Source organism: Pseudonocardia sp. UM4_GMWB1 (assembly GCF_017312155.1).
Taxonomy (GTDB): Bacteria; Actinomycetota; Actinomycetes; order Mycobacteriales; family Pseudonocardiaceae; genus Pseudonocardia; species Pseudonocardia alni.
The window spans coordinates 1,104,979-1,119,577 of record NZ_QJPN01000001.1 but is presented as its reverse complement, the minus strand read 5'-3'; the positions used below and the strand labels follow the sequence as shown (position 1 = coordinate 1,119,577).

Below are 14,599 nucleotides of genomic sequence, written 5' to 3'. Positions count from 1 at the left end.
CCCGCGGCGCCCCACGCACGCGTCGCCACGCACCGTGCCGGGTCGCCACGTACGCCCGCGGGGGCGGCGGGACGGCGGGTCAGCCGTCCAGGTCGCGGGCGACGGCCCGCACGACCTCGGCGGCCAGCTTGCAGGTCTTGCGGTCCGGGTAGCGCCCGTGCCGCAACGCCGGCTGGATCTTGTTCTCCAGCAGACCCATCATGTCCTCGATCAGACCGTGCAGCTCCTCGGCGGGGCGGCGCGCGTTCTCCACCGCGGACGCCTGCTTCTCGACGATGCGCACGGAGAGCGCCTGCGGCCCGCGACGGCCCTCGGCCATCCCGAACTCGACCCGCTGGCCGGACTTGAGCGCCTCCACGCCGGACGGCAGCGCCGCCTTGCGCACGTAGACGTCCTCACCGCCGTCCTGGGAGAGGAAGCCGAAGCCCTTCTCCGCGTCGTACCACTTCACCCTGCCGGTGGGCACCGTCGTCCTCGATTCCTGCTTGCTGTGTTGCTGCGTGCACGACAAACGCGCCCGGGCTCGCCGGACGCGCCGTCACCGATGGTACGCCTGGGACCCGTCCGGGGGTCAGGCGTTTCGGACGTTCGCCGCACCCTCCAGGTCCAGCAGCCCGACCGACTTCTCCCGCATCTCGACCTTGCGGACCTTGCCGGTGACCGTCATCGGGAACTCGTCGACGACGAGCACGTAGCGCGGGATCTTGTAGTGCGCCAGCTTCCCGGTGGCGAACTCGCGCAGCGTGTCGGCGGTCAGGGGCGCGGCGCCCTCGCGCAGCACCACCCAGGCGCAGAGCTCCTCGCCGTAGCGCTCGTCGGGGACACCGATGACCTGGGCGTCGACGACGTCGGGGTGGGTGTAGAGGAACTCCTCGATCTCGCGCGGGTACACGTTCTCGCCGCCGCGGATGACCATGTCCTTGATCCGGCCGGTGATGTTGAGGTAGCCCTCGTCGTCCATCACGGCGAGGTCGCCGGTGTGCATCCAGCGGGCGCGGTCGATGACCTCGGCGGTCTTCTCCGGCTGCTCCCAGTAGCCCAGCATCACCGAGTAGCCGCGGGTGCACAGCTCGCCCGGCTCGCCGCGCGGCAGCGTCCGGCCGGTCTCCGGGTCGACGACCTTGACCTCCAGGTGCGGGTGCACCCGCCCGACCGTGGACACCCGGCGCTCGACGGAGTCGTCGGCGCGGGTCTGGGTGGACACCGGGCTGGTCTCGGTCATGCCGTAGGCGATGGTCACCTCGGTCATGCCCATCCGGTCGACGACCTGCTTCATCACCTCGACCGGGCACGGCGAGCCGGCCATGATCCCGGTGCGCAGGCTGGACAGGTCGTAGTCGCCGAAGCCGGGGTCGTTCAGCTCGGCGATGAACATCGTCGGCACCCCGTAGAGCGAGGTGCAGCGCTCCTGCTGCACGGCGTGCAGGGTCGCCTTCGGGTCGAAGCCCTGCGCCGGGATGACCATCGTCGCGCCGCTGGTGGAGCAGGCGAGGTTGCCCATGACCATGCCGAAGCAGTGGTAGAAGGGCACCGGGATGCAGACCCGGTCGGCCTCGGTGTACCCGCAGGTCCGGCCGACGTAGTAGCCGTTGTTGAGGATGTTGTGGTGCGACAGCGTCGCGCCCTTCGGGAACCCGGTCGTCCCGGACGTGTACTGGATGTTGATCGGGTCGTCGGCCGTCAGCGACGCCTGCACCTGCGCCAGCTCGTCGCGGCGGGAGGCGTCGCCCGCGGCCAGCGCGTCCCACTCGGGGGAGCCGGTGATCACGACGCGCTGCAGGGCGGGGCAGTTCGCCCGGACCTCGGCGATCATCTTCTCGTAGTCGGAGGTCTTGAACGACGACGCCGACACCAGCGTCGAGATCCCGGCCTGCTTGAGCACGAACTCCAGCTCGTGGGTCCGGTAGGACGGGTTGATGTTGACCAGGACGACGCCGATCTTGGCCGTCGCGAACTGGGTCAGCGTCCACTCCGCGGTGTTCGGCGACCAGATACCGACCCGGTCCCCCACGGTGAGACCGGCGGCGAGCAGCCCGGTGGCCAGGTCGTCGACGGCCTTCTGCAGCTCGCGGTAGGTCCAGCGGCGTCCGGTCTGCACCTCGACGAGCGCGTCGTTGTCGGGGACGCGGGCGACGGTGCGGTCGAGGTCGTCACCGATGGTGTCGCCGAGCAACGGCGTGTCCGAGGTCCCGGACGCGTAGGACGGGACGGCGGGGGTTGCGGCGGCTGAGGTCACGACGTCGTACTCCTCGGGCGGTTCGGTGCGGGTCGTCACATCCTCGCCCCCGGACGACGCGGTTGCCAACACCCGTCGGTCAGGACGAGGACAGGCGCCGCCGCCCCGAGTCGGCGACCTTCGCCGCCCCGCGCCGCGCCCCGTGGGCCGCGCGGCGCAACGGCCGCGGCGACGGCTCGGGCCACGGACCGACCGGCACCAGCACCCGTTCGGCCGGGGCGAACCCGGCGGGGTAGCCGGGCACCCGCCAGGTCCCGGCCGGTGCGTCCGGTGGCAGCCATTCCGGGCGCCACATGCCCAGCGCGAGGTCCAGATCGGCCAGCCGGGGCGCGAGCTCGTCGGTCAGCTCGGTGCGCAGGTGCTCGGCCCACAGCCGTACCCGCAGGTCGCGCACCTGGTCGCCGGTGGTGACGAACGCCGTCGAGAGCTCGGTGTCGGTGCCGCGCATCGAGCGGGAGAAGAAGTTGGCCGACCCGATGGAGGCGAAGACGTCGTCGACCAGCGCCAGCTTGGTGTGGACGGTGAGGTCCTCGATCCGGTGCATGATCACGTTGCCGCGGTCGGCCGGGTCGAGCTGGTCGATGACACCACGCTGCACGTCACCGGTGACGCGACGGCGGAACTTGTTCACCCCGGCGTCGACCGGGTCCTTGCGCCCCGAGCACACGAGCACGACCTTCACCCCGCGGGCGGCGGCGTCGCGCAGCAGCCCGTAGAGCCGGAACGCCCGGCGGCCGCCCGGGACCTCGAAGAAGTACTGGTCCTCCAGGTAGACGTAGCGGCGCGCACCGCGGATCGCGGTGGACAGCGTGTGGAAGACCTCCTGGGTGCCGTTGCGGGGCAGCACCGTCCAGTGCCGCCGGTAGAGCATCCCGAAGTGGTCGATCTTCCATGGCCGCAGCGAGCGCAGCACCTGCACCGCGGTCCCCGGGGCGGACCGCGGCGGGGCGGGCGGCGACGGCGGCAGGTCGCGCCGGAACGGCTCGGGGTTCATCGGCTCCCAGTCGGTGGGGGTGACCATGAACCGGCGCGGCGGCAGCGTCGCGGCCTCGGTCCACCGGCCCCGGTACACCTCCCACACCCGGGCCGCGCCCGGCCCGTGCAGCGCGGCGGCGCCGTCGTGCCAGCCCCAGCGCTCCTCGCCGATCGAGAGCCGGTCGTGCGGCTCGGCATCGAACCGGTTGGCCGACAGGTCCAGCCCGCCGACGAACGCGGTCAGCTCCCCGCCGACGTGGGCGAGCACCACCTTCTGGTGGTGGCAGCCGATGCCCGAGCCGGACCAGTCCAGCAGCACCCGCCCGGCGAGCTGCGGGCGGCGGCGCAGCTCCAGCGCGGCGAACGCGTTGGCCCGGAACGGGCCGATCGCCACGCCGGGCACCGATCCGGAGAACAGCGCCGCGGTGAGCAGCACCCGCACGTCCACGCCGGCGTCGACCAGACGGGCGAAACGGTCGGCGAGGGCCTCGTAGCCGTCCTCGTCCGGGTCGAGACCGTTCAGATCCATGTCCGGTTCCAGGTTCAGGCCGGTGACCAGCACCGTGTCCCCCGGCCCGGCCCGGTCGAACAGCGCGCGCAGCCGGGCGAAGTAGTCGACGCCGTCGACGATCGGCTCCCACCCGGTGTCCTCGACGAACGTGGGGCAGTCCGGGGTGGCGGGGGCCAGGTAGCGACGGGTCAGCGACGCCAGGTCGGCGGGCGGGGAGCCGGGCATGCCCGGACGCTATCCGGCGCGTCGGGGGTCGCGCCTACTCTGCGGGCATGGCACGTCCGGGAACGGTGGACCGGGTCTCCGCGGCCGTCGCGGCGGCGGGCGCGGTGGTGGTCGGCGGCTGGTTCGTCGTGACCGGGGTGCAGATCGAGATGGTGGGGGCGCCGGGCCGGGGACCACTGGACCGTGCGTTCCCGTTCCTGCTGGCCGCGACCGCGGTCGCGGTGTTCGGGCTGATGGCGTGGCGCTCGTGGCGGGCGGCGGACCGCGCGGACGCGGCCGCACCCCCGGTCCCGGCGCCGGTGGTGCTGCCGACGCCGCTGCCCGGGGCGCCGACGACCCCGGCGTCACCCGTCGCGGTGCGGGTCGTCCCGGACCTGTCGGCCGAGGGCCGGGACCGGCTGGCGCACACGGTCGCGGTACTCGAGCGCGCGGGGGTGCTGCCGTCCGGCGTCGTCGAGCCCGATGCGCTGGCCGGTGGGGTCGCCGACCACGGCGAGCCGGTCACGGCCGGGGCCGTGCTGGGCGCGCTGGGCGAGGCCGGACCGGACGGCTGGGACGCGTTGCTGGCCCTCCTCCCGACCTGGGCCGAGCAGGACCCCGCCGAGCACGCCGCCGCGCTCGACCGGCTCGCCGGCCCGGACCACCGGGTCGCCGTCGCCGGAGCGTCGGTCGAGGTGGACGGCACGGTCGTCGCGGTCGTGACCACCGGCCACCCGAAGGCCCTCGACCCCGGCCCGCTCGCCGCCGCCGCCCGTGCCCTGCGCGACCGCGGCGCGTCTCGGATCGCCTGGCTGTGGACCGACCAGGTGCTGTGGCTCGCGACGCCGTCGGTGTCGCCCGCCGAGCTGAACGACCTGCTCGACCAGCCCGTGTACGAGCTGTGGGAGTGGGCCGACGAGGCCCGGGGCTAGAGCCCGCCGGTCTGCAGCAGCCGGTTCGGGGTACCGCCGGTGCCGCCGCCGTCGACCTTCCCCGGCACCGCGTTGTCGACGATCCACTTCGTGACGGTGGTGGCCGGCGCGTCGCCGCGGGCCTGCTTGTACAGCGCTGCCACCCCGGCCGCGAAGGGCGCGGCCATCGAGGTCCCGCTGTAGGAGGCGGTGCCGCCCCCGGGGACCGGCGCGACGATCCGGGTGCCCGGTGCGTAGAGCGAGACGCAACGGCCGGTCGAGGAGTTCGACGAGCGCTTGTCGTCGATCGTCGAGTTCGCGACGACCAGCACGTCACCGATCGCTCGGGGCAGCGCGGTGCAGTCGTCGCCGCCGGTGTTGCCGGCCGACGAGGCCGCGAACACCCCGGAGTCGATCATGCGCTGCACGGCCTGCTGGAGCATCGGCGAGCCGCCGTAGCTCCACGACATCACCGCGACCGCGGGACCGCGCTTGTTCTTCGTCACCCAGTCCAGACCGGAGATCAGCGACGACAGCGTCCCGGTGCCGTTGCAGTCGAGCACCTTCACGGCGCGCACGGTCGCGCCCGGGGCCACGCCGTAGTCCTTCGACGCGGCGATCCCGGCGACGACGGTGCCGTGCCCGTCGCAGTCGGTGTCGGTCCGGTCGATCGTGTTGAGCTCGAGCCCGGCCCGGCCGCCGAACTGCGGGTGGCTCGCGTCGACGCCGGTGTCGAGGACGAACACGTCCACCCCGGCGCCGGTCGCGGTGTGCCGGTACTGCCCGTCCAGCGGCAGGTTCGGCTGGTCGATGCGGTCGAGCCCCCAGTTGCCCGGCGCCTGCTCGGCACCCGCGGGCGGGCCGACCGGCGCGTCCTGGTGGGCCGCCTGCGGGTCGAGCGGGGAGATCGTGCGGTCCTCCTCCACCCCGACGACGCCGGGCCGGTCGCGCAGCTCGGTCGCCTGGGCGGGGGTGAGGTCCGCGGCGAAGCCGTGCACCACGCTGTCGAAGGTGACCTTCGGCTCGACGCCGACGGACTCCGCGGCGGCCCGCGTCTGCCCGTCGGTCGCCGTCTGCACCAGGTACCCGGCAGGTGCCGACGGCGCCGTCTCGGCGGCGGACGCCGTCGGCGCGAGAGGAACACCGAGCGCGACCGCCAGGACACCGGCAGTGACCAGACGAGCGGTGCGGGGACGCATGGATCTCACGGACAGCGACGCTATGCGCCTGTGACGCCTGGTGCGAGAGACACGATGGTGGCCCGGGTGACACCTGGGACCACCCGGGTGACGGAGCGTTTCGGTACCGGCGGTGCCGGGGACGCCTGCCGTCCGGGGCCCGGCAGGGCTCCGAGCTGCACGATCAGCGGATCGGCCGTGGCCCTCAGGCGTGCCAGCCGTGCACGGCGACCTCGGTCGCCTTCACCGCGAACCACACCTCGTGACCGGGTTCGACACCCAGTTCGGCGACGGCGGCCGGGGTGACGTCGGCGGCCAGCCCGGACACCCAGTCCGGCCCCCCGGCGACGGGTGCGGCCCGCAGCCGCACGGTGTCCCCGCGCGGCTCCAGCGCCGCGATCCGGACCGGGACGACGTTGCGCGGGCTGCCCTCGGGCCTGCTCGCGTGCACCGCGACCGCGGACGGCGGGAACACCGCGACGGCGGGCTCCCCCTCGGCGACCTCGACGACCCGGCCCCGGATCTCGGTCCCGTCCGCGGTACGCACCCCGGAGCCCTCGGCCACGCCCGGCACCAGGTCCAGACCGGCGATGCGGGCGGAGAACGCGCTCCGCGGCCGGGCCAGGACGTCCCGGGCGGGGCCGGACTCGACGATCCGGCCCCGGTCCAGCACGACGACGCGGTCGGCGAGCACGAGCGCGTCGAGCGCGTCGTGGGTGACCAGCAGGGCGGTCTGCTTGCCGTCGGCGATGACCCGGCGCAGCAGGGTGCGCATCGCGGGGGTGGCGTCGACGTCGAGGGCGGCGAGCGGCTCGTCGAGCAGCAGCAGCCCCGGCCCGGGGGCCAGCGCGCGGGCCAGCGCGACCCGCTGCTGCTGTCCGCCGGACAGCTGCGCGGGGCGGCGGGCGGCGAGCCCGCCGACACCGACGGCGTCGAGCAGCTCGCGGGCCCGGGAGTCGGCCGCGGCGCGGGGCGTGCCCTGGGCACGCGGCCCGAACGCGACGTTCGCCAGCGCCGACAGGTGCGGGAACAGCAGCGGCTCCTGGGCGAGCAGCCCGACACCGCGCCGGTGCGGCGGCACGAAGGTCCCGTCGGCGGTGTCGAGCAGGGTCCGGCCGCCGACGCGCAGGTGCCCGGAGTCCGGGCGCAGCAGCCCGGACAGGATGCCGAGCATCGTGGACTTGCCCGCCCCGTTCGGTCCGAGCACCGCGAGCACCTCGCCCGCGGCGACCGACAGCTCCAGGTCCAGGGCGAACCCGTCCCGGTCCAGCCGCGCCCTCATGTCCACACCGGGCTCCACCGTGTCGCCGCCGCTGCTCATCCGCGGCCGTCCAGCCCGCGCGGACGCCCGACGACGATCACGACCAGCGACACGACGACCAGCAGCAGCGACAGCGCGACCGCTCCCGCGACGTCGGTCTCGCCCTGCAGGTAGACCAGCAGCGGCAGGGTCCGGGTGGTGCCCTCCAGGCTGCCGGCGAACGCGATCGTCGCCCCGAACTCGCCCATGCAGCGGGCGAAGGCCAGCACCAGCCCGGACGCCAGTCCGGGCAGCACCAGCGGCACGGTGACCCGGCGGAAGGCCAGCCCCGGCGACGCGCCGAGGGTGGCCGCGGTCGCCTCGTAGCGCTGTCCCGCGGTCCGCAGGGCGCCCTCCAGCGACACGATGAGGAACGGCATGGCGACGAAGGTCTGCGCCAGGACCACCGCGGCCGTCGAGAACGGGATGAAGATCCCGAACGCGGTGTCCAGGCCCCGCCCGACCAGCCCGTTCGCACCGAGCAGGAACAGCAGCGAGAGCCCGCCGACGACCGGCGGCAGCACCAGCGGGAGCAGGACGACCGAGCGGATCCCGCGCATCAGGCTGGGCAACCGGTTGATCCGGCCGCGGGCCAGGACCACCGCGAGCGGCCCGCCGAGCAGCAGGCACAGCGTCGTGGAGATCGCCGCGGTGAGCAGCGACAGGCGCAGCGCCGACAGCGCGGCGTCGCTGGTGAGCAGGCGGGGGGTCTCCGCCCAGTCGGCCTCCCACAGCAGCCCGAGCACGGGGAGCGCGATGACCAGGAATCCGATGCCGGCCGGGACCCACATCCAGACCGGCAGTCCGACGCCCGTGCCGTGGCGGTCGGCGGCGCCCTCGCGGCGCCGGGTCGGGGCCGGCGCGGGGGCGGTGCCGGCCCCGGGGGTCACAGGTGCCCGCCCGGCGTCTCCACCACCACGTTCGTCGACTTGATCACCGCCACCGCGAGCGCCCCGGGCTCGAGACCGAGGTCGCGCACGGCCTCGCTGCTCATCAGCGACACCACGCGGTGCGGGCCGCACTGCATCTCGACCTGCGCCATCACCGTGTCGGCCAGCACCGAGGTGACCAGGCCGACCATGCGGTTGCGGGCCGAGCGCTGCACCACCGAGGGGTCCGGCGGGGCGGACGCGTGATCCCGGGCGAACGCGGCGAGCGCGGCGCCGTCGATGACCTTGCGGTTCGAGGCGTCCGCCTGCACCGGCAGCGTCCCCGCGTCCACCCAGCGGCGGACGGTGTCGTCGCTGACGCCGAGCAGTCGGGCGGCCTCGGAGATCCTGAAGTGCGGCACGACCCGGATACTATGGTCGCGCCTGCGGGGGTGCCACGGTGGATACCCCGCACGATGTCGGGATCGCGCACTGCCGGGGCCTGCGGACCTGTGATCTGATCGGTGGCGTGGACTTCGCACCCAGCGCCGTGGCGGCCGACTACACCGCGCGTATGCGCGCCTTCCTCGACGAGGAGGTCCTCCCGGCCGAGGCCTCCTACGACGCGTTCCGGGCCGAGCGGCGCGGCACCCCGGAGGAGTGGGCCCTGCCCCCGGTGGTCGAGGAGCTGAAGGCGAAGGCCCGCGGGCGCGGCCTGTGGAACCTGTTCCTGCCGGACGTCTCGGGACTGTCGAACCTGGAGTACGCGCCGGTCGCAGAGGTCTCCGGCTGGTCCCCGGTCATCGCGCCGGAGGTGATCAACTGCCAGGCCCCGGACACCGGGAACATGGAGACGCTCCACCTGTTCGGCACCGACGAGCAGAAGCAGCAGTGGCTGGAGCCCCTGCTCGACGGCGAGATCCGCTCGGCGTTCGCGATGACCGAGCCGGACGTCGCGTCGTCGGACGCCACGAACATCGAGACCCGGATCCGGCGCGACGGCGACGACTACGTCGTCGACGGCCGCAAGTGGTGGATCTCCGGGGCCGCGGACGAGCGCTGCCGGATCTTCATCGTCATGGGCAAGACCGCCGACGACAGCGACGACACCGTGTCGACGCACCGCCGGCAGTCGATGATCCTCGTCCCGCGCGACACCCCTGGACTGACGATCGAGCGGCACCTGCCGACGTTCGGCTTCCAGGACCAGCACGGGCACTCCGAGCTGCGCCTCGAGGGCGTGCGGGTGCCGGCGTCGAACCTGCTCGGCGAGGAGGGCGGCGGGTTCGCCATCGCGCAGGCCCGGCTCGGACCCGGTCGCATCCACCACTGCATGCGGCTGATCGGCATGGCCGAGCGCGCGCTGCACCTGATGACCGAGCGCGCGCAGGCGCGGGTCGCGTTCGGCAAGCCGCTGGCCGAGCAGGGCGTGGTGCGCGAGCAGATCGCGCTGTGCCGGATGGAGATCGAGCAGGCCCGGCTGCTGACGCTCAAGACGGCGTGGTTGATCGACAACCACGGCGCGAAGGGCGCGGCCACCGAGATCGCCGCGATCAAGGTCGTCGTGCCGCGGATGGCGTGCACCGTGATCGACCGGGCGATGCAGGTGCACGGCGGGGCCGCGATGAGCGACGACACCCCGCTGGCCTACTTCTACGCCTGGGCGCGCGCCCTGCGCTTCGCCGACGGACCGGACGAGGTGCACATCCGCTCGGTCGCCCGGCAGGAGCTGAAGGCCCACCAGAAGTAATCGTGTCCCTGTCCTTTCGACTAGGTACACGATGACTAGTTCCGCACCTGCGACGGCGTGACCCCAGCCACGTCCGCGGGTGCGGATCACGGTTCTGAGCTGCGGAAACCCGCCCTGGGCGGGCCCGCACGGCGGGGGTTAGCCTCGGGCCCATGACCACCGAGCTCGGCCTGCCGTCGCTGCGGGGCGGCGCGTCCCGGGACCCGGCCCGACCGGCCGACCCCCGTCTCGTCGACGGGTTCGGCCGGGTCGCGACCGACCTGCGGATCTCGCTCACCGACCGCTGCAACCTGCGCTGCACCTACTGCATGCCCGCCGAGGGCCTGGACTGGATGCCGCGCGAGGAGCAGCTGACCGACGCGGAGCTGAACCGGCTGATCGCGCTGGCGGTGCGCGACCTCGGGATCGAGGAGCTGCGGTTCACCGGCGGTGAACCGCTGCTGCGCAAGGGCCTGGAGGAGATCTTCTCCGCGGCGTCGGCGCTGGAGCCCCGCCCGGACATCTCGCTGACCACCAACGGCATCGGGCTCGCCCGCCGCGCCGGGGCCCTCGCGGCCTCCGGGGTGAACCGGCTCAACGTCTCGATGGACACCCTGCGTCCGGAGCGGTTCGCGCAGATCACCCGGCGCGACCGACTGTCGGACGTCATCGACGGGATGGCCGCCGCGCACGCCGCGGGCCTGTCCCCGGTGAAGATCAACGCGGTGCTGCTGCGCGGCGTGAACGACGACGAGGCCGCGGACCTGCTGGAGTTCGCGCTGACCCACGGCTACCAGCTGCGTTTCATCGAGCAGATGCCGCTCGACGCCCAGCACGGCTGGCGCCGCACCGAGATGATCACCGCCGAGGAGATCCTGGCGCGGCTCGAGGAGCGCTTCGTGCTCACCCCGTCCGACGAGGACCGTGGCGGCGCGCCCGCCGAGCGGTTCGTGGTGGACGGGGGCCCCGCCACCGTCGGGGTGATCGCCTCGGTGACCCGCCCGTTCTGCGGGGCCTGCGACCGGACCCGTCTCACCGCCGACGGCCAGGTCCGCACCTGCCTGTTCGCCACCGGCGAGACCGACCTGCGCGCCATGCTCCGCGGCGGCGCGACCGACGCCGAGATCGCCGACGTCTGGCGCGACGCGATGTGGGGCAAGAAGGCGGGCCACGGCATCGACGACCCCGGATTCCTGCAGCCCGCGCGCCCCATGAGCGCGATCGGAGGATGAGCATGACCCCCTCGCTCACCACGCCCCTGGTGACCCGCACGCTGACCGTCCGCTACTTCGCCGCCGCCAAGGCGGCCGCCGGCACCGGTGAGGAGACCGTCGAGATCCCCGGCGGCGCGACGGTGGCCGACGCCGTCGCCGCACTCGGCACCGCGCACGGCCCGGAGCTGGAGCAGGTGTTGCTGCGCTGCAGCTTCCTGCTCGACGAGGTGGCGGTGCGCGACCGCTCCACCGCGGTCGGCGGGGCGGCCACGCTCGACGTGCTCCCGCCGTTCGCCGGCGGCTGAGACCCGGCGCCTCCGGCGGGGCGGCCCGGTCCCTCCGCGCGGCTCGGTCCTCGGGGGCGGTCGCTCGGTCCACGGGGACGGTCGGTCAGTCCTCGGGGACGGTCGCGACCCGGCCGGCCGGCACCCCACCGGCGCAGCTCAGCGTGACCCGGACGTCCGGGACGTCGTCGCCGTCGAAGACGACCTCGGCCGGGCCGATGTCCGTGTCGTCCTCGCGCTCCCAGCCCTGCGCGGGGTTGACCGACACGATCCGCGGGGCCGCGCCGTCGCACCGGACCAGGATGTTCCCCGCCGTCCCGGCCTGCACCACCGCGGGCGGGGCGGAGGCGGGCGCCGTCGTCGGGACGGGCGCGGGTGCCGGTGGCGCGGCGGTGGCGGCCTGCTGGGCCAGGCGGGCGTCCACCTGCTCGGCGCTGAGCGGCTGCGTCTGTGTGCCCGCGAGGTCGCTGCCGATGCTCCCGACGGCCGTCAGGCCCAGGAGCAGGGCACCCGCGGCCGCGGCGGTCCAGAGCGCGATCTGCAGGACGGGGCGCGTCGGTCGTTCCACGCGCACAGCATGCCCCGGACCCGGTTAACGGATCCCTAAACGGGACACAAGCGACGGCTGTGCCCCACCGCGGTCGGGGTCGCGGCGGATAGGTTCTCCCTCCGTGGCCCAGATCCTGATCGTCGAGGACGACCCCGGCATCCGCGGAGCGCTCATCCGCGGGCTGACCGAGCGGGGGCACGCCGTCGACTCCGCACCGACCGCGATGGCCGGGCTGGAGCACGCCGTCGGGAAGCGGCCCGACCTCGTGGTGCTCGACCTCGGCCTGCCCGACATGGACGGCACCACCATGCTGCGGATGCTGCGTGGCGCCAGCACGGTGCCGGTGATCGTCGCGACCGCACGCGACGACGAGACCGAGATCGTCTCCGTGCTCGACGCGGGAGCCGACGACTACCTGGTCAAACCGTTCGCCGCCGCCCAGCTCGACGCCCGGATCCGGGCGGTGCTGCGCCGGCTCGGCGACGGGGCGGGCGACCCCACCGTCGTCGTCGGCGGGCTGTCGGTCGACCCCCGTTCGCGGCGCGCGGTGCTCGACGGCACCGAGCTGGAGCTGACCCCGCGCGAGTTCGACCTGCTGCACCACCTCGCCGCCCGTGCCGACCAGGTCGTCAGCAAGCGGGAGCTGGTGACCGAGGTCTGGCAGCAGCCCTACGGCGGCGCCGACAAGACCGTCGACGTGCACCTGTCGTGGCTGCGCCGCAAGCTCGGCGAGACCGCGCAGGCCCCGCGCTACCTGCACTCGGTGCGCGGCGTCGGGGTCCGGCTGTCCGCGCCGCCGGCGCCGCCGGGGACCGGGGAGGACACCGCCTGATGCGCCGGCGCATCCTCGTCCTCGTCGGGGCGACCGTGCTGCTGGTGCTGGTCGCGTTCGCGGTCCCGCTCGCGACGCTGATCCGCTCGGTCGCCGAGAGCTCGGCGGTGTCCGCGGCGACCGTCCAGGCCCAGGTGCTGACCCCGGCCGTCGCGGGCGGGAACCGGTCGGTGCTGGCCCCCGCCGTCCAGAACGCCGACGGCCGCGACGCCTCCGACGTCTCGGTGTTCCTGCCCGACGGCACCGTGCTCGGCGCGCCCGCACCGCCCAGCCCGGTCGTCCGGCTGGGTCTGCTCGGGACGAGCGCGTCGACCGAGGCGGCCGGCGGGCGCGAGCTGGTGTTCGCGGTGACCGGCGCCGCGGGCGGCAACGCCGCGATCCGCGTGTTCGTCCCCGACGCCGAGCTCACCCGCGGGGTGACCCGCTCCTGGCTGCTGCTGGGCGGGCTGTCGCTGGTGCTGCTCGCCGGAGGTCTGCTGCTCGCGGACCGGCTGGCCCGCACCCTCGTCGACGCCACCACCGACCTGTCCGGGGTGTCGGAGCGGCTCGCGGCCGGCGACCTGTCCGCGCGCGCCGACCCCGGCGCCCCGGCCGAGCTCGGTGTCGTCGCGAGCGCGCTGAACGGGCTGGCCGGGCGGATCTCGGAGCTGCTGCGCGAGGAGCGGGAGAACGTCGCGGACCTGGCACACCGGGTCCGCACCCCGCTGACCGCCCTGCAGCTCGACGCCGAGGCCCTGCGCGACCCGGACGAGTCCGCACGGCTGTCGGCCGGGGTCGACGGCGTCCGGCGCGCGGTCACGGGTGCGATCGAGCAGGCCCGGCGACGCGGCGGCACGACCCGCAGCGCGGACGCGGCGGCCGTCGTCCGGGAGCGGGTGGAGTTCTGGCGGGTGCTGGCCGAGGACACCGACCGCTCGGTGACCCTGCACCTGGCCGACGGCCCGCTGCCCGTGGCCTGCGCACCCGGCGACCTGGAGGCGTGTGTGGACGCGCTGCTGGGCAACGTCTTCGCGCACACCCCGGACGGCACGGCCTTCGACGTCGAGCTGTCGGCCCGGGCCGGCGGGGGCGCCCGGATCGTCGTGCACGACGACGGTCCGGGGCTGCCGCCCGGGACCGACCCGACCTCCCGCGGTGTCAGCGGCGGCGGGTCGACGGGGCTGGGCCTCGACATCGCCCGGCGCACCGCCGACCAGGGCGGCGGGGCGCTGACGGTGCTCTCCCCGGCCGGGGGCGGGCTGCGGGTGGAGCTGGAGCTGGGGCCGCCCGCGGGCTGAGCGGGTACCGATCTTGGGGTGCCGTTAGGAGTCGTGCAGCGCGCCGTTGATCGACAGCGCAGCATCGTCACCGGTGTCAGCACGACCCCTCCCGGAAGGACATCCCGATGCCCTCGACGCTCTCCCTCGCCGCCCTCGCCGCCACCGGCCTCCTGCTCGTCGGCGGCGGTGCCGCGTGCGCCTCGCCGGCCGAGATCGCCGTGACCCCCGCCGCGCAGAGCGCCGCCGACACCGCCCCCGCACCGGGCGCCGGTGCCGCCGTGGACCGTGCCGCGGCCGAGCGGATCGCCGTCGAGCGGGCCGGGGGCGGACAGGTCGTGACGGTCGAGTTCGACCGCGCCGACGACGACCGGGACGACGACTCCCGCTCCGACGGCCGCGACCACTGGGAGGTCGAGGTCCGCACCGCCGACGCCGAGCACGACGTCGACGTCGACGCCGCGACCGGTGAGGTCCTCGACCACGACGTCGACCGGAACGACCGCACCGACGACGACCGCGACGACAGCTGATCCGGACCGGGTGATCC

Annotated in this window: 15 protein-coding genes and 1 pseudogene; 7 read left to right on the top strand and 9 right to left on the bottom strand. The window is 74.6% G+C overall.

All coding sequences use genetic code 11. The features are described from left to right. Nucleotides 1–79: 79 nt before the first annotated feature. The 3 genes from DMP15_RS05470 to DMP15_RS05460 form a co-directional block, all read right to left on the bottom strand. Nucleotides 80–466: a cold-shock protein gene (locus tag DMP15_RS05470; RefSeq protein ID WP_062398128.1), complete on the bottom strand. Its 387-nt coding sequence runs from the start codon at nt 464–466 to the stop codon at nt 80–82. A 105-nt stretch (nt 467–571) separates the two neighbouring features. After that, entirely contained in the window at nt 572–2,236 is a 1,665-nt protein-coding gene (locus DMP15_RS05465) for an AMP-binding protein (RefSeq protein WP_179761751.1), read from the bottom strand. 79 nt (nt 2,237–2,315) lie between these two features. Continuing rightward, complete coding sequence (locus tag DMP15_RS05460) at nt 2,316–3,947, bottom strand: phospholipase D-like domain-containing protein (protein WP_073576597.1); 1,632 nt, start codon at nt 3,945–3,947, stop codon at nt 2,316–2,318. Nucleotides 3,948–3,994: 47 nt separating this feature from the next. On the opposite strand from DMP15_RS05460, the gene DMP15_RS05455 reads away from it, so the two are divergent. Further along, the gene (locus tag DMP15_RS05455; protein ID WP_337825516.1) at nt 3,995–4,858 is read left to right on the top strand and encodes a hypothetical protein; all 864 of its coding nucleotides are present in this window, start codon (nt 3,995–3,997) and stop codon (nt 4,856–4,858) included. Here the strand turns inward: DMP15_RS05455 and DMP15_RS05450 are convergent. From DMP15_RS05450 to DMP15_RS05435, 5 genes and pseudogenes are all read right to left on the bottom strand, one after another. After that, the gene (locus tag DMP15_RS05450; RefSeq protein ID WP_337826676.1) at nt 4,855–6,036 is read right to left on the bottom strand and encodes a S8 family peptidase; all 1,182 of its coding nucleotides are present in this window, start codon (nt 6,034–6,036) and stop codon (nt 4,855–4,857) included. The genes DMP15_RS05455 and DMP15_RS05450 overlap by 4 nt on opposite strands. Before the next feature lie 184 nt (nt 6,037–6,220). Further along, nucleotides 6,221–6,790, bottom strand: a complete 570-nt coding sequence (locus tag DMP15_RS30290) for a TOBE domain-containing protein (protein ID WP_443217692.1) — start codon at nt 6,788–6,790, stop codon at nt 6,221–6,223. A 39-nt stretch (nt 6,791–6,829) separates the two neighbouring features. Then, a pseudogene (locus DMP15_RS30285) lies at nt 6,830–7,336 on the bottom strand (ATP-binding cassette domain-containing protein); the annotation flags it as partial. Next, a complete protein-coding gene (locus DMP15_RS05440; RefSeq protein ID WP_337826674.1) occupies nt 7,333–8,106 on the bottom strand; it encodes an ABC transporter permease in 774 nt (257 codons plus the stop codon). The gene DMP15_RS05440 and the pseudogene DMP15_RS30285, both read right to left, overlap by 4 nt. Nucleotides 8,107–8,201: 95 nt before the next feature. Further along, a complete protein-coding gene (locus DMP15_RS05435) occupies nt 8,202–8,606 on the bottom strand; it encodes a TOBE domain-containing protein (RefSeq protein ID WP_062398137.1) in 405 nt (134 codons plus the stop codon). Between the two features lie 107 nt (nt 8,607–8,713). Between DMP15_RS05435 and DMP15_RS05430 the strand changes: the two genes are divergently transcribed. The 3 genes from DMP15_RS05430 (at nt 8,714) to DMP15_RS05420 (ending at nt 11,432) form a co-directional block, all read left to right on the top strand. Next, the gene (locus DMP15_RS05430) at nt 8,714–9,934 is read left to right on the top strand and encodes an acyl-CoA dehydrogenase family protein (protein WP_443217691.1); all 1,221 of its coding nucleotides are present in this window, start codon (nt 8,714–8,716) and stop codon (nt 9,932–9,934) included. Nucleotides 9,935–10,086: 152 nt separating this feature from the next. Then, nucleotides 10,087–11,145 (top strand): GTP 3',8-cyclase MoaA, encoded by a 1,059-nt coding sequence (gene moaA / locus DMP15_RS05425; RefSeq protein ID WP_073576602.1) that lies wholly within the window; start codon nt 10,087–10,089, stop codon nt 11,143–11,145. 2 nt (nt 11,146–11,147) lie between these two features. Further along, nucleotides 11,148–11,432, top strand: a complete 285-nt coding sequence (locus DMP15_RS05420; RefSeq protein ID WP_083658803.1) for a MoaD/ThiS family protein — start codon at nt 11,148–11,150, stop codon at nt 11,430–11,432. 85 nt (nt 11,433–11,517) lie between these two features. Here DMP15_RS05420 and DMP15_RS05415 read toward each other — a convergent pair whose 3' ends face one another. Then, nucleotides 11,518–11,979, bottom strand: coding sequence for a hypothetical protein (locus DMP15_RS05415; protein ID WP_073576603.1), 462 nt, complete (start codon nt 11,977–11,979; stop codon nt 11,518–11,520). Between the two features lie 103 nt (nt 11,980–12,082). Between DMP15_RS05415 and DMP15_RS05410 the strand changes: the two genes are divergently transcribed. From DMP15_RS05410 to DMP15_RS05400, 3 genes are all read left to right on the top strand, one after another. Beyond that, nucleotides 12,083–12,793: a response regulator transcription factor gene (locus DMP15_RS05410; RefSeq protein ID WP_253068900.1), complete on the top strand. Its 711-nt coding sequence runs from the start codon at nt 12,083–12,085 to the stop codon at nt 12,791–12,793. Continuing rightward, nucleotides 12,793–14,070, top strand: a complete 1,278-nt coding sequence (locus DMP15_RS05405) for a HAMP domain-containing sensor histidine kinase (protein WP_337825515.1) — start codon at nt 12,793–12,795, stop codon at nt 14,068–14,070. Before DMP15_RS05410 ends, DMP15_RS05405 begins: the two co-directional genes overlap by 1 nt. Nucleotides 14,071–14,177: 107 nt before the next feature. Then, a complete protein-coding gene (locus DMP15_RS05400; protein ID WP_337825514.1) occupies nt 14,178–14,582 on the top strand; it encodes a PepSY domain-containing protein in 405 nt (134 codons plus the stop codon). The last annotated feature ends 17 nt before the right edge of the window (nt 14,583–14,599 follow it).

Bases quoted from the DNA above. Each gene is read 5' to 3' on its own strand.
- DMP15_RS05460 (WP_073576597.1), bottom strand. From the start codon at position 3,947: ATGCCCGGCTCCCCGCCCGCCGACCTGGCGTCGCTGACCCGTCGCTAC.
- DMP15_RS05455 (WP_337825516.1), top strand. From the start codon at position 3,995: ATGGCACGTCCGGGAACGGTGGACCGGGTCTCCGCGGCCGTCGCGGCG.
- DMP15_RS05450 (WP_337826676.1), bottom strand. From the start codon at position 6,036: ATGCGTCCCCGCACCGCTCGTCTGGTCACTGCCGGTGTCCTGGCGGTC.
- DMP15_RS30290 (WP_443217692.1), bottom strand. From the start codon at position 6,790: ATGCGCACCCTGCTGCGCCGGGTCATCGCCGACGGCAAGCAGACCGCC.
- DMP15_RS05440 (WP_337826674.1), bottom strand. From the start codon at position 8,106: ATGTGGGTCCCGGCCGGCATCGGATTCCTGGTCATCGCGCTCCCCGTG.
- moaA (WP_073576602.1), top strand. From the start codon at position 10,087: ATGACCACCGAGCTCGGCCTGCCGTCGCTGCGGGGCGGCGCGTCCCGG.
- DMP15_RS05420 (WP_083658803.1), top strand. From the start codon at position 11,148: ATGACCCCCTCGCTCACCACGCCCCTGGTGACCCGCACGCTGACCGTC.
- DMP15_RS05405 (WP_337825515.1), top strand. From the start codon at position 12,793: ATGCGCCGGCGCATCCTCGTCCTCGTCGGGGCGACCGTGCTGCTGGTG.
- DMP15_RS05400 (WP_337825514.1), top strand. From the start codon at position 14,178: ATGCCCTCGACGCTCTCCCTCGCCGCCCTCGCCGCCACCGGCCTCCTG.